This window comes from Saccharothrix coeruleofusca (assembly GCF_014648515.1).
GTDB classification, from domain to species: Bacteria; Actinomycetota; Actinomycetes; order Mycobacteriales; family Pseudonocardiaceae; genus Actinosynnema; species Actinosynnema coeruleofuscum.
In genome coordinates this window covers 40233-64659 of sequence record NZ_BMRG01000008.1, presented here as the reverse complement: position 1 = coordinate 64659, position 24427 = coordinate 40233, and the positions used below count along the sequence as shown (strand labels likewise).

The window sequence follows — 24427 nt, the reverse complement described above, 5'->3', positions numbered from 1 at the left end:
CGGTGCTACACCCGGAACACCCACGCCATCGACTCCAACGACCTGCGCGCGTAGACCTCGTGCCCGCCGCGCACGCCGTAGGCCAGGTCCTCCAGCGCGGTGCACCGCGCGTAGAACACCGCCCGCTCGCGCAGCGGCTCCGGGGTCGCCGCCAGCGCCGACGGCCCCAGGTCCCGGAACAGCCTGCCGTAGTCGTAGGCCGGGTCGACCCACGCCGCGTCGGTCCAGTCGATCACCCCGGTCACCCCCGTCGTGGCCACGTCCACCAGGACGTGCTCCACCCCGAGGTCGTTGTGCGAGAACACCGACCGGTGCCCGGCCGCGGGCGGCGGAGCGGCCAGGAACCGCTCGACCGGCCGCCGGAACGCCTCGGGCACGGGCAGGGCCGGGTAGTCGGCCGCCGCGTCGGCCAGCCACTCCTGCAGCGGGGGGTCGTCCTCGGGCGCCGGGATGTCGGCGGCCTGCACCGCGGCGAGGAACTCGGTCAGCGCGGCCACCACCGACGGCCGGGGACCGACCCGGTGCAGCGGCACCCCCGGCAGCTTGCGGTAGGCCATCCACTCGCCTTCGGCGAACAGCGGCACGGGCACCGGCAGCGGCGAGACTTCCGCGACCGCCGCCAGCACGGCGGCCTCCGCCACGACCGAGCCCCGCTTGCGCCGTCGCACCACCAGCGACTCGTTCACCTCGTACGCGACGTTCTCCTGCCCCTCGCCCAGCAGCCGCACCGACTCCACGGGGAGGCCGGGCAAGTGGGCGGCGAGGACTCGACGCAGTTCCCCCATGGCACGAGGCTAACCGCCGCGTGGTTCGATCACGGGCGTGCACGTCGACGAACCCCACCAGGACGACCTCTCCAGCAGGCTCAACTGGCTGCGCGCCGGGGTGCTGGGGGCCAATGACGGCATCGTGTCGACCGCGGGCCTGGTGGTCGGCGTCGCCGGGGCCACCTCCGACCGCACGGCCATCTTCGCCGCGGGGGTGGCCGGGCTGGTGGCGGGCGCGCTGTCCATGGCGGGCGGCGAGTACGTCTCGGTGAGCACCCAGCGCGACACCGAGCGGGCCGCGCTGCGCCAGGAGGCGCGCGAGCTGCGCGACATGCCCGAGGAGGAGGAGCGGGAGCTCGCCGAGATCTACCAGGCCAAGGGGTTGTCGCCGGAGCTGGCCGAGGAGGTGGCGCGCGAGCTGACCGCGAAGGACCCGCTGCGCGCCCACGCCGAGGCCGAGCTGCAGATCGACCCGGACAACCTGACCAGCCCGTGGCAGGCGGCCTGGGCCTCACTGGTGGCCTTCGCCGCGGGGGCGGTGGTGCCGCTGGTGGCGATCGTGCTGCCGCCGACGTCGTGGCGGGTGTGGGCGTGCGCGCTGGCCGTGCTGGCGGGTCTGGCGATCACCGGCGTGGTCAGCGCCCGGCTCGGGGCGAGCCGGGTCGGGCGGGCGGTGCGGCGCAACGTCGTGGTGGGGTCGCTCACCATGCTGGTGACCTACTACGTGGGGCTGCTGTTCGGGGTGACGATCGGCTGAGGTGATCGCGCAGGTGTGAATCGACCGGTCAGTGGGTAACCGCCGCGCATTCGACGTGTCCTGCTGCGTCGCATCCCCTGGAGGTCCCGCCATGGCGCACTCACCTATGCCGTCCCTCGTCCGCGGGGGGCTGAAGTCCGAACGCGGGCTGTGGCTGCTGCTGGCCTGCCTGTTCACCCTGGTGGGAGCGGTCAACGTGACGGTGGCGCTGAGCGAGTCGGCGTGGTGGCAGGCAGCCGTGGCCGCTCTGCTGCTGCTCGCCGCCGCGGCCTGCGCGAGGGCGGCGCGCCGCGCCGCCCGCTAGCGTTCCCACCGCGTATAAGCGGGCAGGCAACCTCTCGGCTGCCTGCCCGCCGGCCTCCCCACCACGGGGTCTATGGACAGGTCTTCCATGCGAAGTGGTAGGTGGTCTGGATGGTGGTGTCGGTCGAGTCCATCGACATGAAACTGGTGGTCTTGGGGTCGGAGGTCCCCAGGCTCACCCGCAACTCGGTGTTGATGTTGAAGTTGCGCTTCTCGCCGCAGGGGTGGTAGACGATCGCGGCGAGCTCGGTGGTGTCCGTGGCCTGCCAGTCGTCGCTGAACGGCCCGGCGTAGTTGTGCACCTTGTACGCCGTGGGCGACATACCCTGGAAGTAGTAGTTCGCCCGTTCCATGCCGGTGGCACCCGGCTCGAGGTGCCCGAAGCCGCGGTAGTCGGCCTGGGCGATCCCGTAGGTGAAGCCCGACGGGACGTTGACCTTGAGGTTCAGCTGGCAGTTCTTGCGCCACGCGGTGGGATCGGCGTTACCGCCCACCACCGCCATGAAGTCGCTGTAGGTCACGGTGAACGCCTTGTTGTCCGGCGACACCGCCACCGCCGCGGTCCCGGCCGGACAACCGGACCCGTTGACGGTCACCACTTCGATGGTGATGTGGTCCAGCGGTGGAGTGGTGCCGGGTGCCCCACCGGGCGGGATCACGATCACCGACGCCGCCAGGGCGGCGGCCACAATGTTCAGCATCGAACACCTTCCGACTCGTCAAAAAACCGATCAACGGCGGCGAATTGCTCCGGGGTCGAACGTGCTCCACTGCAGCCGACAACTCCTAGCACCGCTTCCAGGCGAAGTGGTACTTGGTGCTGACGCTGCCGTCGGTGGAATCCATCACCATGAAGCTGGTGCCTTGCGCGGAGCCGTTCGAAACCCGCAGCTCGGTGTTCAGGTTGACCAATCGGGACTCGCCGCAGGGGGCGTACACGATGGAACCGAACTCGGTCGCGTCCGTGGCCTGCCAGTTGTCACTGTAGGGGCCGGTGAAGGAATGGCTCTTGCGCCCGGTGGGCGACATGCCCGCGAAGTAGTAGTTGCCCTGCTCCATCCCGGTCGCACCCGCCTGGAGGTGCGCGAAGCCGCGGTAGTCGGCCTGGGCGACGCCGAACGTGAAGCCCTGCGGGTAGCCGACCTTCACGGCCAGCTGGCAGTTCTTCCGGAAGTCCGTCGGGGCGGCGCCTTCACCGGCTTCGGCGAGGAACGCGCTGTAGGTGACGGTGAACGCGGTGCGATCGGGGGAAGCAGCCACCGCGGCCGTTCCGGCTGGGCAACCCGACCCGTTCACGGTCACCACATCGACGGTGACGTAGTCCGGCGGGGGCACGGCCTCGGATTGGGCGGTGGGAATGAGCGCGGACATGACGAGCGCAGCCGCTGCCACTGTGGTCAGCATGGGGGGCCTTTCTGCTGCGATGCGATGCGACGACGGTTAAGCGAACGTATCGCAGCAATCCCCGGCGGCCATTCCGCCATCCGCATGAAAAATGTTTAGCGTCCGCACCAGGGGTCCACCTGGTGAAACAGGGGCTGGTTCAGCGACCCTGGGATGACCACATCTCAGAAAACCTGAGACGCATTAACAACCGGCTGCGCAACATTTCGTTGAATTTCGCACGACATTGTCCGAAAGGCGTCCCGCCACTACCCCGGCCGGGTCGCCACCACGCGGCGGATCATGTCGACCATCCGGGCGCGATCCTCCGGCGAGAGGATTTCGAACCACCGCGATTCCCGCGCGTTCTGCCTGGGGAACGCCCGCGACACCGCCTCGCGCCCGCGCTCGGTCAGCGCCACGAACACCACCCGCCGGTCCCGCTCGTCGCGGCTGCGCTCCACCAGGCCCGCCCGCTCCAGCGTGTTGATCAGGTTCGACATCGCCGAGCGCGTGGTCCCCGACAGGTCCGCCAACCGGTTGGGCTGGGTCGGGCCCAGGATCCACAGCTTGAACATCAGCCGGAACGCGGGCATGGTCCAGCCGTGCTCGCGGTGCACCAGCGCCTCGTAATCGGTGATCATCATGTACGCCAGCTGCAGCACGTTGTAGGACAGGCCGAACGCCTCGGCGTCCCCGCCGAGTTCGGCGATGCGGTGCCGCGCGAACCTCTCGTAGTCCTGCTCCGTCACCACGTCCTCGGCGACGGGCACCTCCTGCTCAGCCACCGGGCAATCCTCTCAGGACACCAGGGTCCGCGGTGCTCGAACAGGACACCAGGGCGCGACAGGGGGACCACTGTGGACAGCGCGGCGCCCCGGTCATCCATCCGTGAACGCCTGATCGTGTAGATGCGACGGGAACAGGTGTTCGAATAACGTGGTGGACATGAGTCCTCCGCCCGCGCTGCTGTCCGACGACGACTTGATGAGTGCCGTCGCCGAGGTCGAGACGCGCGCCCGAGCGCTGCACGGGCAGCGCCTGGCCCTGCTGGCCGAGGTGCTGCGGCGCGGGCTGGACCTGGAGTCCTATCGGCACAGCACCCGCGTCGACCGGGCGCGGTTGCGGCGCTGGACGGCGCAGGTCCGCCTGTTCCTGGGCACCCTCAGCGCCACCGGGCAGCCGCTGGAACCCGCGCACCCGATCCCCGCAGAGGTGTGGCCGGAGCTGAGCGAGGAGCACCTGGCCGAGCTGGCGCGGGCGGTTTCGCTGCGACTGCCTCCGGGCAGTCAGGAGATCCTGGTCCGCGCCGCCTGCGCGGTGGAGCCGCGGGCGGTGCGGCTGCTGGCCGAGCACATCCGCGACCGCACCGCGCGGGACGAAGCCGACGAACGGGACGAGCACGCCGCCCGCGGCGACGTGTTGCACCTGCGCCACCTGCCGGGCGGACGGCTGGAGCTGTGGGGCGAGCTGTCCGCCGAGACCGGCGCCAAGTTCACCGCCCTGCTGTACCCCTTGGCCGCGCCCCTGGCGGGCGAACGGGATGCCGCCGAACAGGGCGCAGCCGAGCGAGGTGCGGCCGAACGCGGTGCGGCCGCACCGCGCAACCGCGCCGAGCGGCAGGGGGAGGCGTTCGCCGACCTGCTGGAGCTTGCCGAGGGCAGCGGCAGGCTGCCCAGCGAAGCCGGGGAGCGCCCGCACATCAGCGTCACGGTCGGCTTCGACGCGCTGCGCCGCGGCACCGGCCACGCCCGGCTGGACGACGGCCGCCACCTCAGCGCCGCCCAGGCCCGCCGCCTGGCCTGCGACGCCAAGGTCATCCCGGTCGTGCTCGGCGGGCGCTCGGAGGTGCTCGACCTCGGCCGCGCCCGGCGCACCGTCAGCCTGGCGCAGCGCCGCGCCCTGCACGCCCGCCACGGCGGCTGCGCCTTCCCCGGCTGCCACCGGCCATCGACCTGGTGCGACGCCCACCACGTGCGCCACTGGGCCGACGGCGGCCCCACCGACCTGGACAACCTGGTCCTGCTGTGCCGCCGTCACCACAGCCTGGTCCACCACACCGAGTGGCGCATCACCCTGGTCGACGGGGTGCCTGCCGTCATCCCACCCCGCCACGTCGATCCCGCCCAGCGCCCCCGGCAGAACCTGCTGCACCGACAACCCACCCGGCACGCGGCTTGACCAGCCGGGTGGCCGCCGTCAGGGAGTGAGGATCACCTTCTCGCAGTCGTCCTGCTTGTGCTTGAAGATCTCGAAGGCGCGCGGCGCCTCCTCCAGCGACATGCGGTGGGTGATGATCCGCGTCGGGTCGATCTCCCCGCGCTCGATGAGGCCGAGCAGCGGCTTCATGTAGCGGTGGACGTGGCACTGACCGGTGCGCAGCGTCAGCGACCGGTTCATCCAGGCGCCCGCCGGGAACTTGTCCATCAGGCCGCCGTAGACGCCGATGACGGACACCACGCCGCCGCTGCGGCAGGACAGGATCGCCTGGCGCAGGGCGTGCGGCCGCTCGGTCTCCGACCGGACGGCCTGCTTGACGCGGTCGTAGGCGTTGATGTGGGCGCTGCCGTGGGTGGCCTCCAGGCCGACGGCGTCGATGCACTTCTCCGGGCCGCGCCCGCCGGTGAGCTCCAGCAGCCGGGACCGGACGTCGACCTCGTCGAAGTTGATCGTGGTGTAGCCCGCCCGCTCGGCCATGGCCAGCCGGTAGGGCTCCTTGTCGATCGCGATGACCTGCGCGGCGCCCAGTGCCCGCGCGCTGTCCATGGCCAGCTGCCCCACCGGTCCCGCGCCCCACACCGCGACCACGTCGGTGGGCTGGATGTCGCACATCTCGGCGCCCATGTAGCCGGTGGGCAGGATGTCGGACAGGAACAGCACCTGCTCGTCAGTGAGGTCGGACTCGATCTTGAGCGGGCCGACGTCGGCGAAGGGCACCCGCGCGTACTGCGCCTGCCCGCCCGCGTATCCGCCGGTCAGGTGGGAGTAGCCGAAGATCCCGGCGACCGGGTGGCCGAACATCTTCTCCGCGATGCCCGCGTTGGGGTTGCTGTTCTCGCAGCAGGAGTACAGCTCCGCCGCGCACGCCCCGCAGGCGCCGCAGGCGATCGGGAACGGCACCACGACCCGGTCGCCCACGCGCAGCTTGCCGGGGTCGACGCCGGGACCGACCTCGACCACTTCGCCCATGAACTCGTGGCCCATGATGTCGCCGTCCTGCATGGTCGGCACGTAGCCGTCGACCAGGTGCAGGTCCGAGCCGCAGATCGCGGTGGAGGTGACCCGCACGATCGCGTCGCGGCTGTTGAGGATGGTCGGGTCGGGCACGTCGCGGACCTCGACCTTGTTGCGGCCCGCCCAGGTGTTCGCCCTCATGCCACGGCTCCCTTCGCCAGTTCCTCGGCCGACAGGGGCTGCGCGGGCCGCTGCGGGAACTCGTGGCGGGCGCGCTTGCCCCACGGGGCGCCCTCGGAGCGGACCACCTCGCCGGTCTCCAGGACCTGCTTGAGCCTGCGCAGGTCGTCGTCGAGCTGCTGGTGCGGCTCCTCGCCGAAGTAGCGGGCGACGGCCTTGCCGATGGCCCCGCCGGGCATGTCGTAGCGGATGACCACGTGCACCTCGGTGCTCACGCCGTCCGGTGCGGGCACGAACCACACCTTGCCGGTGTTGGGCACGTCCGCGTCGCCGGTCGAGCGCCAGCCGATGCGCACGCCGGGCTCCTCGTCGGTGATCTCGGCGTCCCACTCGACGGTGCGGCCGAACGGTGCCGTGGCGCTCCAGCGGCTGGTCCTCTCACCGGTGGTGCGCACGTCGTCCAGGTGCGCCATGAAGGTGGGCAGGTTCTCCAAGCGCCGCCAGAACTCGTACACCTCCCCCGGTGGCCTGCGCACGGTCGTCGTGGCGGTCAGGTTCACAGTTCCTCCTCCGGCCCGCTCACGGGAGGTGAGCGCGGTGAGCACGTCCAGAGCGGTGATGCCGAGCACGGCGCCGGTGACCCCGGCCAGGCGCCTGCGCTGCCGCGCCTGCTGCCGCCCCCGTCGGTTGGCCAGCGCCACGGCGAGGCTGGTCAGGTCCATCGCGTCGCCCGCGACGCGGGTCCACGCCCACGGGCCTGCCCGCTTGCCCGCCAGCAGCCCGGCGGCGTGCACGAGTTCGCGGGCGCCCACCAGCGGCACCACCGCGCGGGAGGTGGCCGAGTCGTCGACCCCGCTCATCCGCCGCACCGCGTTCGGGGCCGCCACTTGCGCGACTCCCAGGCCCAGGCTCACCCAGCCCAGGGCTCGCCCGAGCCGTCCTCCCGCTCTGCCCGCCGTCTTCCGGTCCACCGACTGGGAGACCATGGCCGTCCTCCGGATGCCCTCGGGTTGAGCCGCGTGCTCTGCGGCGCGCGGCCGTTGACCACGGCGGGTTACCACCCCTCTTCGGCGTTACACCTGGTGTCGAACGGTGACGGTTCGCCGCTCGACGAACCATTCCGTTGAACGGTCAACATCAAGCCTTGCCCAACACCGTTGTGAGAGCGCTCCCGCGCCGGCTAGCTTCGAACCCGGCCACAAGCCGCGATGGTGAGCTCATCACCAGAACACATCCCCCAGTGTTCTGCCCCAGTGTTCTGCGAGGTTCCTGTGATCGTGAATCCGACACCCATCGGGTGATCCTCCGGGTCACCTCGCGACGACTGCCGTCGCGGGGTGGCCTCCCGGTCGCCGAGCCGGTCGGCAACCGATCATCCCATGAGTGTCGAAAATTTCGATCACACTGGGAATCAACGCTGGTACGCAGCGTGTCGGCGGAAAGAAAAACCCGCCGAATTTCGGATCAACAGCAGACAGCGCACCCCGGTCACTTCTAAGGTCGAACACCGGCAACGGCCTTGAAGATCACTCCGACCGCCGAGGAGCTCCGGTGTCGACACCGCGGGTGCGCCCCTACACCAGGACCGGCGGCCGGACGCGCTCGACGACAGCGCTGGCGATCGAAACGATCGTCACGACCAACGAGCGCGCCGCCCGCGACGCGCTGACCTCCACCGCGGAGCACCGCATCATCAGCGACCTGTGCAGGCTGCCGCACTCGGTGGCCGAGGTGGCCGCACGACTGCACCTGCCGCTGGGCGTGGTGCGCGTGCTGCTGGCCGACATGTCGGACCTGAGCCTGATCAACGTCCACCAGAACGCCGACAACTCCGACGGCGGCCCGTCGCTGGAGCTGATGGAGCGGGTCCTGCTGGGACTGCGCCGGATCTAGCGCGTCAACTGGTGGGCAGGCGCACCAGGACCTTGCCGTCGTCGTTGTAGCGCACCGAGAACTCCGAGATCTCGTGCCACTTGAAGCCGACTCCCCCGACGACGTGCACCGGGTCGTCGCCGCTGCCCGACCCGGCGGCCTTCCAGCTGGCCACGGTCAGCACGTCGCCCTCGCGGGACTTGGCGACCAGCTCGCACAGCCCCGGCCCCTTGACCCCCCTGACCTCCAGCTGCAGTGAGGTCCCCCAGGGCTCGGGCGAAGCGCTGATCCGGGCGGTCACCCCGGTGGCGGGGTCGGTCCGGGCGACCGACCCCGATCCGTCGGGTGAGTTGTTGGCCACTTCGGACTGCCGGGGCGCGGTGGAACCCGCGGCCACGGTGTTCGAAGAGGAAGAAGCGAGGTTCACCGACACCACGGCGGTCACGGCGACGAGCAGGACGGCCGCGGCGGCGGCCAGCAGGACGCGGTTCCGGCGCTTGCGCGCGCGGTCCTCCGACACCGTGTCCAGCATCGCCCGCACGGAGCGCCCGTCGGGTCGCTCGCCCGCGTTGGAGCGCAGCATCCCGTTGGCGTCGGCTTCGTCGAGCAGGTCGGGCAGCATGGCGAAATCGCGCAAGTCGAGCGCACATCGGCGGCACTGGGCGAGATGGTTCTCGAAGGCGTCGACCTCGTCCTCATCGAGGATGCCGAGGACATACGCCGCCACGTCGACGTGGTTCGGCAGCGAACTCACCTGTGTCAGCCCCGATCCTGCAGCGCCCGCCGCAGGGCGCGAAGAGCGTAGTAGACCCTGGACTTCACCGTGCCCGGTGGTACTCCGAGCACCGCTGCGGCTTCCCCGACGGTCCGATCCCTCAAATACGTCTCGAGAATAGCCTCCCGGTGCTCCTCCGTCAGTCCGTTGAGCGCTTCGGCGACCACGATCGCGGCCAGCGTGCGGTCCGCCTCATCCCGCGACGGCGCCTCGTCGGACGGGGTCAACTCCGACTCCTGCGGTCGGACGCTGCGCTTGCGGCGGTCGTCGATGACCAGCCGCCGGGCCACGGTGAACAGCCAAGAGCGCAGCAGGACGGGGTCCCGCTCCAGCTTCTCGGCGTTGCGCCACGCCCGGACCAGCGTCTCCTGCACGATGTCCTCTGCCCATTGGCGGTCGCTGCCGGTCAGCCGCATGGCGTGACCGAGCAGCGCGCTGCCGAACTCCTGGTAGAGCCTGCGGATCAGCTCGTCCTCCAGACCGGTGTCCGGCCATGGCTGATCGCGTTGTGTTTGTTGTTGAGTGCGTCTGTGCCGCGCCACGCCGCGTATCCAAGCGCGCCGACGGGTTCCAAGTCGAGAGTCTGGCCGCAGAAAAAGTGGTCGAATCGTTCGTGAACCGTCACCGGGTCGTGTCCGTACTCCTCGGTGTCCGCCCAATGGCGTCGACCGGTTCCCCCCGGTCGCTGGACCGTTCGGCGGAACCCGCCAGCAGGAGAAAGGACCAACCATGCGCAGTCGACGCACCAGGAAGGCGTTGCTCACCGTTCCCGCCCTCGCGGCATTCGTGCTGACCAGCGCCTGCGGCGCGGGCGGCCTGGGAGCCACGGGCAGCGGGAACGGCGCGGCGGGCGCCGGCTCCGGTACGACGACTCTCCAGCAACAGGCCGAATTCAGCAAGGAGCCCCACCAGATGCTGTCGGCCACCGAGTCGGCACAGGTCGGCTGGTTCGTGGCGGACGCCGGGGGTTTCGCGCTCTACCGGTACGACAAGGACACCGCCAAGCCGCCGAAGTCCAACTGCGACGGCGAGTGCGCCAAGTCGTGGCCCCCGGTGCTGGTCGGCGAGCACACCATGACCTCCGGTGTGGACCCGACCATGGTGGGCTCGGTGACCAGGGCCGACGGCAAGAAGCAGGTCACGCTGGCCGGTTGGCCGCTGTACCGGTACACGGGGGACAAGAAGGCGGGAGACCTGACCGGGCAGGGCAAGGGCGGCACGTGGTTCGCCGTCACCCCGGAGGGCAAGAAGGCCCAGGCGGAGGACGGCGCGGCGCCCGCGCAGGGGTCCACTGGCGACGGTTACTAGGACTGGGAAAGCCATGTCAGCGAAGCGTTCCGCGGCGGTGGTGCTGGCCGTGCACCTGCTGCTCTCGCTCGGTCTCACCGGTGTGGCCCACGCCGACGACCCGGTGGACGCCGGTCCGGTCCAGCAGACGCCGCTGGGCCCGATCACGGCCATGGACAAGGACCTGCTGGTCAAGGTGCGCCTCGCGGGCCTGTGGGAGATGCCCATGGGCGAGGAGGCGCAGACCCGCGCGGCCAGCCAGCGGGTCAAGGAGGTCGGCGCGCAGCTGGCCAGCGACCACGCGTTCCTCGACCAGCGGGTGCTCCGGCTGGCCGACCAGATGGGCGTGGAACTGCCCGACGAGCCCAACGCCGACCAGCAGTCGTGGATGGCCGAGATGCGCAGCGCCACCGGCGCGGCGTTCGACGACTCGTTCGCCAACCGGCTGCGCGCCGCGCACGGCTCGATCTTCCCGGTCATCGCCCAGGTCCGGGCGATGACCCGCAACGAGGCGATCCGGCAGTTCGCCCAGGTGGGCAACAACATCGTGCTCAAGCACATGACGCTGCTGGAGAGCACCAACCTGGTCACCGCCGAGGTGGGGCTGGCCAAACCGGTGGCCGCGGGCGCGGCGCCGGACGCGGCATCGGCCAACCCCGTGCGCGCTGCCCAGGTCGTCCCGACCGGCGGCCCCAACATGATGACCGTCCTGCTGATCTGCGCGGTGGGGGCCGCGGTGACCATCGGCCTGCTGCGCGTGCTGCGGCCGAAGGGTTCGGTGAAGTGAAAGGAGGTGGTGGCCACAGCGGGCACACCACGTCAACCGCGGCGACGCGGAACTGTCACACACCCCTTCCCGCCCGGCAGGTCGTGACCACTCCTGCGCGACCAGCCGGGCGGGTCGTCCCCCACCTGCGAGTTCTCTCCCGCCATCTCGGAGGTCGAAAACCGTGCTCACCCAGGTTCCGCTGCTCGTCGCCCAGGCGGCGGGCGACGGCCACGACGCCGGAGTGCGCCACGTGGCGCAGATCTCGGCACGTCTGGCCTACGCGGCCATGTGCGCCACCCTGTGCTGGGGCGTCATGATCGCCACCGGCTGGGCGAACAAGTTCACCGGCAGGCAAGGGCTGCGCAACAGCCACATGGTGCTGGCGACGCTGGCGCTGGCCTTCGGCTCGCTGCACGCCTTCGCGTTCACCATCCTGCAGGTCAACGCCTTCAGCTTCGTCAAGATCACCGTGCCGTTCGCCACCGGCGGCCTGTTCCGGCACGCGCTGGGCATCATCGGCCTGGAGATCATGCTGGTGATCGCGTTCACCGCGGGCCTGCGCAAGAAAATCTACTACCGCAAGTGGCTGCGGCTGCACCAGCTGGCCTACCCGGCGGTCACCATCACCGTCATCCACTCCTGGTTCGGCGCCATCGCCAACGGCAACCTGGCCGTGCTGTGGCTGGCGGGCCTGACCATCCTGATCCCCACGGTGACCATCGCCCTCGCCCGCTTCCTGCCGCCCGACGTGCTGGTCAAGCTCGGCATGCTGGAGCCGGAGCCGGGCTTCGAGCCCGAGCCCGACGGCGCGGGCGGCAGCGCGCTGGACGTCAGCGTCGACAACGAGCGCTGCCACCGCTACGGCATCTGCCAGGCCGAGGCGCCCGGCATCTTCCAGCTGGTCGACGACGAGCGCCTGCGCTACGACCGCAGGCCCCCACCGGAGCAGTTCGCGAAGGCGCGCGCTGCCGCCCGCGCGTGCCCGATGCGCGCGATCGAACTGCGGGAGCGAGTGCGGTGAAGAACGAGGAGCGGATCGTGATCGCGGGCGGCGGGCTGGCAGGGCTGCGGTCCGGGGAGCGGCTGCGGGAGCTGGGCTACCAGGGCGAGATCGTGATCGTCAGCGCGGAGCGGCACCTGCCCTACCACCGGCCCGCGCTGTCCAAGGAGGCCATCAACGGCGAGCTGCACGCCAGCGACCTGCGGCTGACCATCAGCCGCGAGCTCAACGCGGTGTGGCGGCTGGGCACCGCGGCCACCCACCTGGAGCCGGACCGGCACGTGGTGGGACTGCCCGGCGGCGAGGAGCTCAAGTACGACGGGCTGATCATCGCGACCGGGGTCGAGCCGCGCCACCTCGCGGGCGCGCCGCGGCAGGACCCGCGCATCCACGTGCTGCGCACGGTCGACGACGCGATCGGCATCAAGAACGCGATCAACTCCACGCAGGGCCTGGTGGTGGTGATCGGCGGCGGCCTGATCGGCTGCGAGATGGCCGCGTCGGTGAAGATGATGGGCCGCGACGTGGCCATCGTCAGCCGCTCGTCGACGCTGCTGGGCGGCGCGTGCGGCAAGCAGATCGGCGACACCGTCACCGAGGCGCACCGGGCGCGGGGCGTGCGGATGGCGATGGGCGTGAAGATCCGGCACTGGGTGCGCCAGCCGGGCGGGGTGGCCATCCACCTGTCCGACGGGCAGGTGTTCTTCGCCGCGGTCGTGGTGATCGCGGTGGGCGCCTCCCCGTCGGTGGCCTGGCTGCGCGGCTCGGGGCTGGTGCTGGAGGACGGGCTGCTGTGCGACGCGACCTGCCACGCGGTCGGGGCGACCGACATCGTGGCCGCGGGCGATGTCGCGCGCTGGCCCAACCTGAGGTTCGGAGGACAACCGCGTCGGGTCGAGCACTGGCTCAACGCGGTGGAAATGGGGCGGGCGGCCGCGGAGAACCTGTTGGCGGGCAGGGAGAATTCGCGGCCGTTCACCCCCGTTCCGAGGTTCTGGACCGAGCAGTACGGGATGCGCATCCAGGGGTCGGGCATCCCCGCCCTCGGCAAGGACACCACCACGCTGGCGCGCTCCAGCAAGGACCACCGCACCATCACCGGCTTCGTCAACGAGGGCAGGCTGGTGGGCATGGTGGGCCTGGACGCGCCCACCGCGATGATCAAGCTGTCGCCGGAGCTGTGGCGGCAGAACAAGGTGGTGGGCGGTCCGGAGCGGCAGCGCCGGGTGCCGCAGCACCTGGCCGGGCCCGAGCCGGAGGCGACCCGGATCGCCCCCGCCAGGGGCGAACTGGCCGACAGCGGCGGTGCTCCGGGGCGAGGTGATCCTGGACGAGGTGATCCGGGGCGGGGCGAGGAACCCCGGCTGCCCCGGCAGCAGCAGGACTCGCAGCCGCTGCCGATCCCGCCCCGCGAGCAGCCGCGTCCCGAACGGTCCCGCTACGAGGAAGTCCGCCACGAGGAGACCCGCTACGAGGGTGCCCGCTACGACTACACGCCGCAGCACGCCCCCGTGGTGCGGACCCGGCACCAGCCGCGTCCGCTGGCCCGCAGCGGCCCCAGGGCCAGGCCCAGGTGAGCTGTTACCCGAATGCCGTAGTTCCGTAACTCCGGCCACCAAGCATTCGGGGGTATGGCGAACCGGAACAACGCAGTCACGGTCGTGGGCATCCCGGCCCGTGACGAGGCGCGCACGGTCGGCGCGGTGGCCGAGGCCGCCGACGCCGGCCTGCGGCTGGCCTTCCCCGGCGGGAGCAACGCGGTCGTGCTGGCCGACAACGGCAGCACCGACGGCACCGTGGACCGGTTCACGGAGACGCCGCTGCGCGCCCGCAAGGTCGTGGCGCGCAGCGGCGGCGAGGGAACCGGCAAGGGCACCAACGTCTTCGCGATCATCGACCGCGCGCTGGAGCTGGGCGCGGACCGGGTGCTGCTGCTCGACGCGGACGTGCGCTCCGCCGAACCGGAGTGGGTGGGCAGGCTGGCCGGGGCGGTCGACGACGAGCGGCCGACGCTGGCGGTGCCCGTCTACCGGCGCAACCGCTTCGAGGCCAACACCACCAACCACCTGGCCAGCCCGCTGCTGGCGGCGGTGTTCGGGGTGCACCTGCAGCAGCCCATCGGTGGCGAGTTCGCCTTCAACCGGGCGTTCCTGGAGCGGGCCCGGACCTGGCCGCGGCCCGCGAGCGCCTACCTCTACGGCATCGACGTGTGGCTGACCGCCAACGCGCTGCGCGAGCGGATGCGCGTGGTGGAGGTACCGCTGGGGCGCAAGCTGCACAACTCCCCGTTCCCGAAGATCCTGCGGTTGCCGCAGCAGGTGCTGGACTCGCTGTTCCACGTCGTGCTGCGCACCGACTGCGTGCGCCCGCCACGACCGGGCGCGGTGCGCTCGCGGGCGGCGGTGGACGGCGCGGCGGCCCCTCAGGACCCGGCGGTGGTCTCGCGGGTGTCCGCCTCGGTGGCGCGGTACCTGGACGCGCACCGCGATGACGTGCGGGCGCTGTTCCCCGCCGCGGACGGGCTCACCGCCGCGCCGTGGGGGCTGCGGGTGACCACCGAGCAGTGGCCGCACGTCCTGGCCGACGCGCTGGCGGCGCTGGCGGGCGGCCGGTTCGAGCAGGCGCGCGACCACCTGGTGGCGCTCTACGTCAACCGCGTGCTGACCTTCTGGGAGGAGATCGACGGGCTCGACGACACCCGGATCGACGGGCTGCTGGACCGGCAGGCCGAGCTGACCGTGCGCGCGGTGCGGGACAGGCGCATCGCGCTGGGCGGCTCGACCGGGCCGGGGGTGTTCCGGGTCGGCCACTGGGCGGGCTTCAACGACGACTCCCCCGCGACTCCCCTGGCAGCGGCGTGCCCGCCCGACCCATCGGCCGCGCCCCTTCGGGCGGTGAACCGCGGCGTCGCGTAACAGCCGGGCCAATCCGAACGCTGTTCAGGTCATGACATCGCGCGGCACGTCCCGTCAGTGGTCGAAACCGTTGGTGGCGCTGGCCGCCGTCTTCCTCGCGCTGGCCCTGTGCAACGGGCTGGTGGTGCTCTTCGACCGGGCCCTCTGGCGGGGTGCCACGGCCGCGGGGTGCGCCGTCGTGGCGGCGGCGCTGCTGGCGGCGGGGCGAAGACGGTGAGCCGCGCGAGCGGTGCGCGGCGGGGCCTCCGGCCCTAGCATGGTGGGGTGATCTTCTTCGGCGGGTTCCTCGCCGTGCTGGGGCTGTCGACGCTGGTGTGGCGGGACGCGGAGGTGGTCGGGCTCCCCCCGGCCGCGGTGGGCGTCGCGCTGCTCGTGCTGGGCGCGGCCGGGATCGCGCTCGGCCTGCTGCGCCGGGCGCGGCGGCGACGCGCCCGGATCGCCGCCGGGGAGCCCGAGCCGATGGGCTCGGTCCTGGACCGGGCCCGCGCGCTGCCGCGGATGCTGCGCGCCCGCAAGGACTACGGCCTGCCCGCCACCAGGGTGGCCACCTGGGCGTTCGCCCTGGTCTACCTGGTGTCCCCGGTGGACGTGCTGCCCGAGCTGCTGCCGGTCATCGGGGTCACCGACGACGCGGGCGTGCTGGTGTGGCTGCTCACCAGCCTGTCCGCCGCGGCGGGTGGCTACCTGCGCTGGGAGTCGGAACGGCGCGGTCACCGGGCGCGGCGCCCCTGAGCTCGGCCAGCAGCCCGGTGATCGCGCTCATGATCCGCGCGGTGGCCTCCTCCAGCACCTCCTTGGTCGGCTCCAGCTCGTAGAGGTCGGACAGGTCGACCTCCGGACCGGCCAGCACGTCCACCCGCGTCCAGGGCCGGGGCAGCAGGCCGCCCGGCGGCAGCAGCCGCTGGACGCCCCACTGCGCCACCGGCACCACCGGGGTGCGGGTCTCCAGCGCGATCCGCGCCACACCCGACTTGCCGCGCATCGGCCAGCCGTCCGGGTCGGTGGTGAAGGTGCCCTCCGGGTAGACGATCACGCACTCGCCGCCGCGCAGCGCGTCCCGCGTCGCGCCCACCGCCAGCCCGGCCCGCGCGGTGCCCCGGTCGACCGGGATGTGCCCGCCCGACGACATCACCCACCCGACCACCGGTGCCCGCCACAGCGCCGCCTTGGCCAGGAAGCGCGGCACCCGCCCGGAGGCCAGCGCGAACGCGGCCAGCGTCACCGGGTCGGCGTTGGACAGGTGGTTGGCCGCCAGCAGCACCGGACCCCGGCCCGGCACGTGACGCCGCCCACGCATCCGCGTCCGCACGAACAGCACGACCAGCGGCCACAGCGCCTCGATCGCCAACCCGTACCAGAACCCCCGGCCGCGCCGGGGCAACCGCGCGGTCAACGCCACCATCTCGGAGAAGCTCACCGGGGGATTCTGGGCCACCGCCGCCGCACCGCCGCGGGCGACACGCGCCGGGCAACGGTCGCCTGCCCGTCCCCGTCCTGATCCAGTTCGACTACTGTCCCGCACGTGCCCACGAGCGCCGTAGACCGCATCAGCGTGCTCCTCGTCGAAGACGACGAGGGGGACGCCGTGCTGGTCGAGGCCCTGCTGGAGGACGTCGGGGCGAACGTGGAGCTGCGCCGCGCGCGAACGCTGCGCGAGGCCAGCAGGCTCCTGCCCGGCTCCGACTGCGTCCTGCTGGACCTCGGCCTGCCCGACACCACCGGCCTGGACGGCCTGCTGCACCTGCTGGCCCAGCCGCACCCGGCGGCGATCATCGTGCTGACCGGCATGACCGACGAGCGGCAGGGGATGCGCGCGGTCGCCGCGGGCGCCGAGGACTACCTGGTCAAGGGCCAGGTCGACGGCGAGGCGCTGCTGCGCGGCATCCGCTACGCGGTGGGCCGCAAGCAGGCCGAGGAGACCCAGCGGCAGCTGCGCGACGAGCAGCTGCACGCGGCGGAGAAGACCCGCCTGGAGCGCGGCCTGCTGCCGTCCCCGATCCTGCACGACGACGGGCCCGACGTGCAGGTGCGCTACCGGCCCGGCGGCAGCCGGATGCTGCTGGGCGGCGACTTCTACGACGCGGTGGCCACCCCGGACGGCACGCTGCAGGTGCTCATCGGCGACGTGTGCGGCCACGGGCCGGACGAGGCCGCGCTGGGGGTGCTGCTGCGCATCGCCTGGCGCGCGCTGGTGCTGGCCGACCAGGAGCCCTCGCGGGTGCTGCGCACGCTGCACCAGATCCTGGAGCACGAGCGCCACCAGCCGGGCCTGTTCACCACCGCGTGCATGGTCACCATCTCGCCGGACCGCCGGTGGGCGCGGATCTACCTGGCGGGCCACCCCGAGCCGATGCTGCTGGTGGGCGACGAGGTGGTGGAGCTGCCCCGCGACCGGGCGGGTCTGCCGCTGGGCGTGCTGCCCGACAGCACCTGGAGCGGGCTGGACGTGCCGCTGCCCCCCGGCTGGAAGCTGCTGCTCTACACCGACGGCCTGGTGGAGGGCCGGGTGGCGGGCGACACCGAGCGGTTGGGCGCGGAGCGGCTGATCGAGCTGATCGGCCAGGTCCGCAAGGAGCGCCCGGACCGGGCGGGGCACCCCTCGTCGCTGCTGGACGCGCTGATCTCGAGGGTTAAAGAGCTCAACGGCGGGGAACTGGACGACGACATGGCCGTGCTGCTGATCTCGGAGAGTACTTGATGGACCTGCGCGCCCGCTGGCCCGCCAGCAGGTTGCTGGTCGCCGCCGTGGCGATCCTGATCATCGTGAGCGCGGGTGCCATCACCGGCATCGCGGTGGCCATGGGCAGCCTCAGCCAGGCGCGCGAGCGGCTGCTGGACCGCGTGGTCCCGGCCCAGCAGGCGGTGCAGGACCTGGACAGCGCGCTGATCAACCAGGAGACGGGCCTGCGCGGTTTCGCCATCACCGCGCACCAGGACTTCCTCTCCCCCTACCTGGACGGCCAGGACGCCGAGCGCCGCGCCGAGGACGAGACGCGGGCGCTGCTCGCCGAGATCCGGCCGGACCTGGCGGGCGAGGTCGACGCCATCGGCCGCTCGGCCACCGACTGGCGGCTGCAGTACGCCGAGGGCATCATCGCCCAGGTCCACCTGAGCGGGGCCGCGCTGCCCACGCTGGGCGACGTGACCCGCGGCAAGGAGCTGTTCGACCGGGTCCGCGCGGCCGTGGCGGACCTGCGGGGCGACCTCGACGCCGAGGCGCGGGCGGCCAGGCAGTCCCTGGACGAGGTGGCCGCCGAGGTGGTGTGGCTGTCGCTGGGGCTGGGTGTGCTGCTGGTGGTCATCATCGCGGGCGTGGCGGTGGTGCTGCACCGCATCGTGATCGCCCCGCTGGCGGTGCTGGCGGCGCAGGCGCGGAAGGTCGCCTCCGGCGACTACGCGCACGCGGTGGACGTGGCGGGCCCGCGCGAGACGGTGATGCTGGCGCACGACGTGGACGCCATGCGGCAGCGCATCGTCTCCGACCTCAAGGAGCTGCAGCGCTCCAACTCCGAGCTGGAGCAGTTCGCCTACGTCGCCTCGCACGACCTGCAGGAGCCGCTGCGCAAGGTGGCCAGCTTCTGCCAGCTGCTGGAGCGGCGCTACTCCGGCCAGCTCGACGAGCGCGGCGAGCAGTACATCCAGTTCGCCGTGGACGGCGCCAAGCGGATGCAGGTGCTGATCAACGACCTGCTGGCGTTCTCCAGGGTGGGCCGGATCACCCGCGAGCAGACGATCGTGGACTGCGACGAGCTGGTGGCCCAGGTGGAGGACAGCTACTCCGAGGTGATCGAGCGGACCGGGGCCACCATCGTGCGGACCGACCTGCCCAGGGTGCGCGGTGAGGCGTCCCTGCTGGGCGGGGTGTTCGGCAACCTGGTCAGCAACGCGCTGAAGTTCCACGGCGAGGACCCGCCGGTGGTGCGCATCAGCGCCGAGCGCACCGGGGAGCTGTGGACGTTCACCGTCCAGGACAACGGCATCGGCATCGCGCCGGAGTACGCTGAGCGGATCTTCGTGATCTTCCAGCGGTTGCACCACAAGGACGACTACCCCGGCACCGGGATCGGCCTGGCGATGTGCCGCAAGATCGTGGAGTACCACGGTGGCACGATCTGGTTGGAGCCCGGCCAGGGGCCCGGCACGACCTTCAAGTTCACGCTGCCCGTCGTCGAGGAAGAGGAAACCGGGGACACCGATGAGTGACTCGCTGAACGTGATCGACGTCCTGCTGGTCGAGGACGACCCCGGCGACGCGCTGATGACGCAGGAGGCGTTCGAGCACCACAAGATCCGCAACCAGCTGCACGTGGTGCGCGACGGCGTGGAGGCGATGGAGTTCCTGCGCCGCGAGGGCGAGTACGCCTCGGCGCCGCGGCCGGGGCTGATCCTGCTGGACCTGAACCTGCCCAAGCGGGACGGCCGGGAGGTGCTGGCCGACATCAAGGCCGACGAGTCGCTGCGCACCATCCCGGTGGTGGTGCTGACCACCTCCGAGGCGGAGGAGGACATCCTGCGCAGCTACGACCTGCACGCCAACGCCTACGTCACCAAGCCGGTGGACTTCGACCGGTTCATCGAGGTCGTCCGGCAGATCGACGACTTCTTCGTGACCGTGGTGAAGCTGCCCCGCTGATCAGGCGCGGGTTCGGGGTCGGTCCAGCCCACCCGCGGGTACTACTCGTCGGTAACCTCGGCGAGCTCCGGGTGTTTGGCCAGGTAGTCGCGGACGAACGAGCAGTCGGGGCGGACTTTGAGCCCGCGCGAGCGGGCGTCCCGCAGGGCGTGCCGGACCAGCTCGCCGCCCAGCCCCCTGCCCTCGACCGCGACCTCGGTGTGGGTGAACGCGATCACCCCGTCGCCCAGCGCGTAGTCGGCGAACCCGCCCAGCTCCCCGTCCAGGAAGACCTCGTAGCGGGAGCGGTCCGGGTTGTCGACGACAGTGGCCTTCATGCACCCAGCCTAATCGCGCGGTGCAGTATTGCGGAATGGACGTCTACCTGCTGATACTCGGCGACCACCTGCCCGACCCCAGCACCGGGCAGGCGGTCAGCGAGGCCGACCGGCTGCGCGCCGTCGTGGAGCAGGCGGTGGTGGCCGAGGAGGCGGGCTTCACCGGGGTGGCGATCGGCGAGCACCACTTCACCCGCTACATCGTCTCCGCGCCGGAGCTGCTGCTGGCCGCCATCGCCGCGCGCACCAGCAGGCTGCGGCTGTCCACCGGGGTCACCCTGCTGGCCCACCACGACCCGGTGCGGGTGGCCGAGGAGCTGGCCACGCTGGACGTGCTGTCCTCGGGCCGGGCGGAGCTGATCGTGGCGCGCGGGGTGTCCCAGCGCACCGACGCGGCCTTCGGCGTCCAGGACGACCTGCGGGCCCGGTTCGACGAGAACCTGCGGCTGCTGCTGACGCTGCTGGAGCGGCCGGGGGTGACCTGGCGGGGGCGCTTCCGCAGCCCGCTGGTGGACGTGACCACGGTGCCCCGGCCGGTGCAGCGACCGCGCCCCACGGTGTGGATCGGCAGCGGCTCGGCGGTGTCGGCCGACCTGGGGGTGGAGCTGGGGCTGCCGCTGATGCTGCCCAGCACGCTGCGCGACCCCGGCACGCACCTGCCGGTGGTGCGGCGCTACCGGGAGGCGCTGGGCGGGCGGGGACGGGTGGCGCTGCCCAGCCACGTGTTCGTCGCGCCCACCTCGGCGGAGGCGCGGCGGCTGTGGCGGCCGCACCTGTCGGCCTACGCGCGGTTCGCCCACCCGTGGCGCGGCGACGGCGGCAGCGAGGTGGACGTGGACGCGCTCATGGCGGGGGCCGCCGTGTGCGGCGACCCGGCCGAGGTCGCCGAGCGGCTCAACGGGCTGGGCGAGCTGCTCGGCCTGGACGCCCACCTGGTGGTGGTGGACATCGGCGGGCTGCCGCACGCGGCGGTCCTGGAGGCGATCAGGCTGTTCGGCCAGGAGGTGCTGCCCCGGCTCACGACGTGACCGGTTGCAGTTCGCGGCCGCTGGCCACGAAGTACTCCCAGGTGCGGCCCCGCTGGTCGGGCGGGGGCGCGCCGTCGCCGGTGCGCAGTGGGTAGACCAGGCCGAAGGGGGTGGGCTGGTAGAACTCGTCGCCGCTGCGGATGTCGATCAGGTCTCTCTTGTGGGCCATGGTCCTGCTCCTCGTCGAGCGGAACGGACGGTGTGGATGGGGACCCTGGGGTGCCCACTGCATCACCGACTTATGCACCGCACGGGTCGCGTAGACCTTTTCGTTACGCCACAAGGGATTTGTGACCCGATCGGAGCAGCGGGGCCGCAGGCGGCGACACCACCGGTCAGTCCACTTGGGACAGTTGCGGAGCGGTTCCCCCGACCGCGACCCGCTGCCTGCGCAGCGGAACCACCAGCGGCGTGCCCGTCTCCGGGTCGTCGATCACCCGGCAGGGCAGCCCGAACACGTCGCGCACCAGCTCGGCGGTGACGATGTCGGCCGGGTCGCCCTGCGCCACGATCCCCCGGCCGGGCTTCATCACGATCAGGTGGGTGGCGTAGCGGCACGCCTGGTTGAGGTCGTGCAGCACCGCCACCAGCGTGTGGCCCCCGTCCTCGTGCAGGTCCGCGCACAGGTCCAGCACCTCGACCTGGTGGGCGATGTCGAGGAACGTGGTCGGCTCGTCCAGCAGCAGGATCGAGGTCTGCTGGGCCAGCACCATGGCCAGCCACACCCGCTGCCGCTGCCCGCCGGACAGCTCGTCCACCGGCCGGTCGGCCAGCTCCCGCACGCCGGTCAGCTCCATCGCCCGGTCCACCGCCGCCTCGTCCTGGACCGACCACTGGCGCAGCACCCGCTGGTGCGGGTAGCGACCGCGGGCCACCAGCTCGCCGGTGGTGATGCCGCCGGGCGCGATCGAGGTCTGCGGCAGCAGCCCCAGCAGCCGGGCGACGTCCTTGGAGCGGTAGGAGGAGATGGCCTTGCCGTCCAGCAGCACCGCGCCCGCGCGCGGCTTGAGCATCCGCGCCAGCGCCTTGAGCAGCGTCGACTTGCCGCACGCGTTCGGGCCGACGATGACGGTGAACGAGCCGTCGGGGACGGCCACGTCCAGCCCGGTGGCCACCACGCGCTCGTCGTAGGCCAGCGTGAGGTCCTCGCCCCTGAGCCTGGTCATCGGGTGCTCCCCTTCCGCCACTCGGTGGCCAGCAGCCACACCAGGTACAGCCCGCCGATCGCCCCGGTGGCGATGCCCACCGGCAGCGGTGTGGTCGGGAACAGCCGCTGCACCGCCAGGTCGCCCACCACCAGCAGCAGCCCGCCCACCAGCGCGGCGGCGGCCAGGCCGGGGCCGGAAGCGCCGGTGAGCCTGCGCGCCAGCTGCGGCGCGGCCAGCGCCACGAACGTGATGGGCCCGGCCACCGCGGTGGCCACCGCGGCCAACCCGACGGCCACCGCCAGCAGCGCCAGGCGGGTCCGCTCCACGTCCACGCCCAGGCCGGTCGCCGCGGTGTCGCCCATCTCCAGCAGCGCCAGGCGGCGGCCCAGCCACAGCGCGCACGGCAGCAGCACCGCCAGCGCGGCGGCGATGACCCGCACGTGGTCCCAGCCCCGGTTGTTCAGCCCGCCGACCAGCCACGCCTGCGCGGCCAGCGCGCCCTCCAGGGTGGCGCGGGTGATCAGGTAGGAGTTGACCGAGAGCATCATGGCGCTGACGCCGATGCCGATCAGCACCAGCCGGGAGCTCTGCACGCCCCGCTTGAGCGCCAGCAGGTAGACCGCGGCCGAGGTGAGCAGGCCGGTGACCGCCGACCCGGTGGCCACCGCCGTCATGCCGCCCTGGAACAGCACGATGACCGCGATCGCGCCGGTGGCCGAGCCCTGGGTGAAGCCGATGATGTCGGGGCTGGCCAGCGGGTTGCGCGACAGGCTCTGCAGGATCGCGCCGCTCAGCGCCAGCGCCGCGCCCACCAGCAGGCCGGTCAGCAGCCGGGGCAGCCGCAGGGTGAGCACGACGAACTCCGACGCGCCGTCGCCCTGCCCCACGAAGGTGCTCAGCACCTCGCCCACGGTCAGCGGGAAGTCGCCGGTGACCATCGTGGTCACCGCGGTCACGGCGGTCAGCGCGGCCACGGCCAGGCAGGTCAGCACGGCGCGCTCGCTGACCCGCAGCGAGAGCGGGCCGGTCCGGATGGTCTTCACAGCCGCGCCGGCTTCCTGCGCCTGCACAGCGCGATGAACACCGGCGCGCCCAGGAACGCGGTGATGATGCCGACCTCCATCTCCTGCGGCGCGATGAGCACGCGCCCGATGACGTCCGCGCCCAGCAGCAGCACCGGCGCCAGCACCGCGGAGTAGGACAGCACCCAGCGCTGGTCCGAGCCCGCGATCATCCGGGCCACCTGCGGCACGGCCAGCCCGACGAAGCCGATGGGCCCGGCCGCAGCGGTGCCCGCGCCCGCCAGCAGCGTGATCGCCAGCACGCCGAAGCCCTTGGTGCGGTTGGGGTTCGCGCCCAGCGCCTTGCCCGTGTGCTCGCCCAGCGCCAGCACGTTGAGGCTGGGCGCGAGCAGGAACGCGATCAGGATGCCGGGCAGGATGAACGGCGCGACCTGCCCGACGACCTCCAGCGTCCGCCCCGCCAGCGAGCCCACGTTCCAGAAGCGGAAGGAGTGGAACGTGTGGGCGTGGAGCAGCAGCACCGCGGAGATGAAGGCGTAGAGCACCGCGCCCAGCGCGGCGCCGCTGAGCACCAGCCGGTCCGGCCCGACCACGCCCCGGCCGGTCGAGCCCAGCACGTAGACCGCGACCGACACGACCGCCGCGCCCGCGAGCGCGAACCAGACGTAGCCGGTGGCCGAGGTGACCCCGAAGAACGCGATCGCCGACACCACGGCGGCCGCCGCGCCCATGTTCACCCCGAGCAGGCCGGGGTCGGCCAGCGGGTTGCGGGTCAGCGCCTGCATCAGCGCGCCCGCCAGGCCCAGCGCCGCGCCGACCAGCACGCCCAGCAGCGCGCGGGGGACGCGGACGTCGCGGATGATCGCCGCGTCGCCGGAGCCGTCGTCACGCAGCAGCAGGTCCCAGGTGGCGGTGAACGGGATGTTCTTGGTGCCGACCCAGAGGCTGAGCAGGACGACGAAGCCGAGCACGCCGACCGAGAGCGCCAACCCGATGCCCCGCCTCACCCGCACCTCCCCGTGTTTAGGCAAGGCTAACCGAAGACATCCCACCCCTGGGACGCCCCTCCCCGCGTCGGCAAGTACCACCCGACCCGC

At 72.1% G+C, this 24427-nt stretch carries 29 protein-coding genes; 15 read left to right on the top strand and 14 right to left on the bottom strand.

The features are described from left to right. Positions 1–5: 5 nt before the first annotated feature. Positions 6–785, bottom strand: a complete 780-nt coding sequence (locus tag IEZ00_RS20685) for a phosphotransferase family protein (RefSeq protein ID WP_189224949.1) — start codon at positions 783–785, stop codon at positions 6–8. Positions 786–822: 37 nt separating this feature from the next. Here IEZ00_RS20685 and IEZ00_RS20680 point away from each other — a divergent pair, with 37 nt between their 5' ends. Both IEZ00_RS20680 and IEZ00_RS20675 read left to right on the top strand, forming a co-directional pair. Further along, complete coding sequence (locus IEZ00_RS20680; RefSeq protein WP_229795948.1) at positions 823–1524, top strand: VIT1/CCC1 transporter family protein; 702 nt, start codon at positions 823–825, stop codon at positions 1522–1524. A gap of 91 nt (positions 1525–1615) precedes the next feature. Then, positions 1616–1828, top strand: coding sequence for a hypothetical protein (locus IEZ00_RS20675; protein ID WP_189224948.1), 213 nt, complete (start codon positions 1616–1618; stop codon positions 1826–1828). Between the two features lie 70 nt (positions 1829–1898). On the opposite strand, the gene IEZ00_RS20670 is transcribed toward IEZ00_RS20675, so the two are convergent. The 3 genes from IEZ00_RS20670 to IEZ00_RS20660 all read right to left on the bottom strand — a co-directional run bounded on the left by IEZ00_RS20670 (position 1899) and on the right by IEZ00_RS20660 (position 3998). Continuing rightward, positions 1899–2528 carry a DUF4360 domain-containing protein gene (locus tag IEZ00_RS20670; RefSeq protein ID WP_189224947.1) on the bottom strand — a complete coding sequence of 210 codons (630 nt, stop codon included), beginning with the start codon at positions 2526–2528 and terminating at the stop codon, positions 1899–1901. Positions 2529–2613: 85 nt separating this feature from the next. Next, positions 2614–3231 (bottom strand): DUF4360 domain-containing protein, encoded by a 618-nt coding sequence (locus IEZ00_RS20665; protein WP_189224946.1) that lies wholly within the window; start codon positions 3229–3231, stop codon positions 2614–2616. Positions 3232–3479: 248 nt separating this feature from the next. Continuing rightward, positions 3480–3998, bottom strand: a complete 519-nt coding sequence (locus tag IEZ00_RS20660; RefSeq protein WP_189224945.1) for a MarR family winged helix-turn-helix transcriptional regulator — start codon at positions 3996–3998, stop codon at positions 3480–3482. Between the two features lie 160 nt (positions 3999–4158). On the opposite strand from IEZ00_RS20660, the gene IEZ00_RS20655 reads away from it, so the two are divergent. Beyond that, the gene (locus tag IEZ00_RS20655; RefSeq protein ID WP_189224944.1) at positions 4159–5391 is read left to right on the top strand and encodes an HNH endonuclease signature motif containing protein; all 1233 of its coding nucleotides are present in this window, start codon (positions 4159–4161) and stop codon (positions 5389–5391) included. 18 nt (positions 5392–5409) lie between these two features. Here IEZ00_RS20655 and IEZ00_RS20650 read toward each other — a convergent pair whose 3' ends face one another. Together IEZ00_RS20650 and IEZ00_RS20645 are read right to left on the bottom strand one after the other, a co-directional pair. Then, on the bottom strand, positions 5410–6585 hold the full coding sequence (locus tag IEZ00_RS20650) for a zinc-dependent alcohol dehydrogenase (protein WP_189224943.1): 1176 nt from the start codon (positions 6583–6585) through the stop codon (positions 5410–5412). Continuing rightward, a complete protein-coding gene (locus tag IEZ00_RS20645; RefSeq protein WP_189224942.1) occupies positions 6582–7550 on the bottom strand; it encodes an SRPBCC family protein in 969 nt (322 codons plus the stop codon). The genes IEZ00_RS20650 and IEZ00_RS20645 overlap by 4 nt, the downstream gene beginning before the upstream one ends. A gap of 565 nt (positions 7551–8115) precedes the next feature. On the opposite strand from IEZ00_RS20645, the gene IEZ00_RS20640 reads away from it, so the two are divergent. Further along, a complete protein-coding gene (locus IEZ00_RS20640) occupies positions 8116–8457 on the top strand; it encodes a DUF742 domain-containing protein (RefSeq protein ID WP_189224941.1) in 342 nt (113 codons plus the stop codon). Positions 8458–8461: 4 nt separating this feature from the next. Here IEZ00_RS20640 and IEZ00_RS20635 read toward each other — a convergent pair whose 3' ends face one another. Further along, positions 8462–9190 carry an anti-sigma factor family protein gene (locus IEZ00_RS20635; protein ID WP_189224940.1) on the bottom strand — a complete coding sequence of 243 codons (729 nt, stop codon included), beginning with the start codon at positions 9188–9190 and terminating at the stop codon, positions 8462–8464. Positions 9191–9195: 5 nt separating this feature from the next. Then, positions 9196–9753 carry a sigma-70 family RNA polymerase sigma factor gene (locus IEZ00_RS20630; RefSeq protein WP_372448488.1) on the bottom strand — a complete coding sequence of 186 codons (558 nt, stop codon included), beginning with the start codon at positions 9751–9753 and terminating at the stop codon, positions 9196–9198. A gap of 187 nt (positions 9754–9940) precedes the next feature. On the opposite strand from IEZ00_RS20630, the gene IEZ00_RS20625 reads away from it, so the two are divergent. From IEZ00_RS20625 to IEZ00_RS20595, 7 genes are all read left to right on the top strand, one after another. Continuing rightward, the gene (locus IEZ00_RS20625) at positions 9941–10519 is read left to right on the top strand and encodes a hypothetical protein (RefSeq protein WP_189224939.1); all 579 of its coding nucleotides are present in this window, start codon (positions 9941–9943) and stop codon (positions 10517–10519) included. A gap of 13 nt (positions 10520–10532) precedes the next feature. Further along, entirely contained in the window at positions 10533–11285 is a 753-nt protein-coding gene (locus IEZ00_RS20620) for a DUF4142 domain-containing protein (RefSeq protein WP_229795947.1), read from the top strand. Positions 11286–11448: 163 nt separating this feature from the next. Continuing rightward, the gene (locus IEZ00_RS20615; protein ID WP_189224938.1) at positions 11449–12288 is read left to right on the top strand and encodes a ferredoxin; all 840 of its coding nucleotides are present in this window, start codon (positions 11449–11451) and stop codon (positions 12286–12288) included. Next, complete coding sequence (locus tag IEZ00_RS20610; RefSeq protein WP_189224937.1) at positions 12285–13844, top strand: NAD(P)/FAD-dependent oxidoreductase; 1560 nt, start codon at positions 12285–12287, stop codon at positions 13842–13844. The genes IEZ00_RS20615 and IEZ00_RS20610 overlap by 4 nt, the downstream gene beginning before the upstream one ends. A gap of 54 nt (positions 13845–13898) precedes the next feature. Further along, the gene (locus tag IEZ00_RS20605; protein ID WP_189224936.1) at positions 13899–15182 is read left to right on the top strand and encodes a glycosyltransferase family 2 protein; all 1284 of its coding nucleotides are present in this window, start codon (positions 13899–13901) and stop codon (positions 15180–15182) included. A gap of 73 nt (positions 15183–15255) precedes the next feature. Continuing rightward, a complete protein-coding gene (locus IEZ00_RS20600) occupies positions 15256–15399 on the top strand; it encodes a hypothetical protein (RefSeq protein ID WP_189224935.1) in 144 nt (47 codons plus the stop codon). A 47-nt stretch (positions 15400–15446) separates the two neighbouring features. Beyond that, on the top strand, positions 15447–15914 hold the full coding sequence (locus IEZ00_RS20595; RefSeq protein WP_189224934.1) for a YkvA family protein: 468 nt from the start codon (positions 15447–15449) through the stop codon (positions 15912–15914). Here IEZ00_RS20595 and IEZ00_RS20590 read toward each other — a convergent pair. After that, positions 15835–16584 (bottom strand): lysophospholipid acyltransferase family protein, encoded by a 750-nt coding sequence (locus tag IEZ00_RS20590; protein ID WP_189225082.1) that lies wholly within the window; start codon positions 16582–16584, stop codon positions 15835–15837. The two genes, IEZ00_RS20595 and IEZ00_RS20590, sit on opposite strands and share 80 nt — an antisense overlap. 120 nt (positions 16585–16704) lie before the next feature. Here IEZ00_RS20590 and IEZ00_RS20585 point away from each other — a divergent pair, with 120 nt between their 5' ends. Genes IEZ00_RS20585 through IEZ00_RS20575 form a run of 3 tightly spaced genes read left to right on the top strand, consistent with a single transcriptional unit; the run spans position 16705 to position 19815 of the window. Beyond that, a complete protein-coding gene (locus IEZ00_RS20585; RefSeq protein ID WP_189224933.1) occupies positions 16705–17880 on the top strand; it encodes a PP2C family protein-serine/threonine phosphatase in 1176 nt (391 codons plus the stop codon). Further along, positions 17880–19385, top strand: a complete 1506-nt coding sequence (locus IEZ00_RS20580) for a sensor histidine kinase (RefSeq protein ID WP_189224932.1) — start codon at positions 17880–17882, stop codon at positions 19383–19385. The genes IEZ00_RS20585 and IEZ00_RS20580 overlap by 1 nt, the downstream gene beginning before the upstream one ends. Next, the gene (locus IEZ00_RS20575) at positions 19378–19815 is read left to right on the top strand and encodes a response regulator (protein ID WP_189224931.1); all 438 of its coding nucleotides are present in this window, start codon (positions 19378–19380) and stop codon (positions 19813–19815) included. Before IEZ00_RS20580 ends, IEZ00_RS20575 begins: the two co-directional genes overlap by 8 nt. Before the next feature lie 41 nt (positions 19816–19856). Here IEZ00_RS20575 and IEZ00_RS20570 read toward each other — a convergent pair whose 3' ends face one another. Continuing rightward, the gene (locus IEZ00_RS20570; protein WP_189224930.1) at positions 19857–20132 is read right to left on the bottom strand and encodes a GNAT family N-acetyltransferase; all 276 of its coding nucleotides are present in this window, start codon (positions 20130–20132) and stop codon (positions 19857–19859) included. A gap of 35 nt (positions 20133–20167) precedes the next feature. Between IEZ00_RS20570 and IEZ00_RS20565 the strand changes: the two genes are divergently transcribed. Beyond that, positions 20168–21160 (top strand): LLM class flavin-dependent oxidoreductase, encoded by a 993-nt coding sequence (locus IEZ00_RS20565; RefSeq protein WP_189224929.1) that lies wholly within the window; start codon positions 20168–20170, stop codon positions 21158–21160. Here the strand turns inward: IEZ00_RS20565 and IEZ00_RS20560 are convergent. The 4 genes from IEZ00_RS20560 to IEZ00_RS20545 all read right to left on the bottom strand — a co-directional run bounded on the left by IEZ00_RS20560 (position 21150) and on the right by IEZ00_RS20545 (position 24337). Next, on the bottom strand, positions 21150–21329 hold the full coding sequence (locus tag IEZ00_RS20560) for a hypothetical protein (RefSeq protein WP_189224928.1): 180 nt from the start codon (positions 21327–21329) through the stop codon (positions 21150–21152). The two genes, IEZ00_RS20565 and IEZ00_RS20560, sit on opposite strands and share 11 nt — an antisense overlap. A 166-nt stretch (positions 21330–21495) precedes the next feature. Next, entirely contained in the window at positions 21496–22326 is an 831-nt protein-coding gene (locus IEZ00_RS20555; RefSeq protein ID WP_189224927.1) for an ABC transporter ATP-binding protein, read from the bottom strand. Beyond that, on the bottom strand, positions 22323–23351 hold the full coding sequence (locus tag IEZ00_RS20550) for a FecCD family ABC transporter permease (protein WP_229795946.1): 1029 nt from the start codon (positions 23349–23351) through the stop codon (positions 22323–22325). Before IEZ00_RS20550 ends, IEZ00_RS20555 begins: the two co-directional genes overlap by 4 nt. Next, complete coding sequence (locus IEZ00_RS20545) at positions 23348–24337, bottom strand: iron chelate uptake ABC transporter family permease subunit (RefSeq protein ID WP_229795945.1); 990 nt, start codon at positions 24335–24337, stop codon at positions 23348–23350. The genes IEZ00_RS20550 and IEZ00_RS20545 overlap by 4 nt, the downstream gene beginning before the upstream one ends. Positions 24338–24427: the final 90 nt, after the last annotated feature.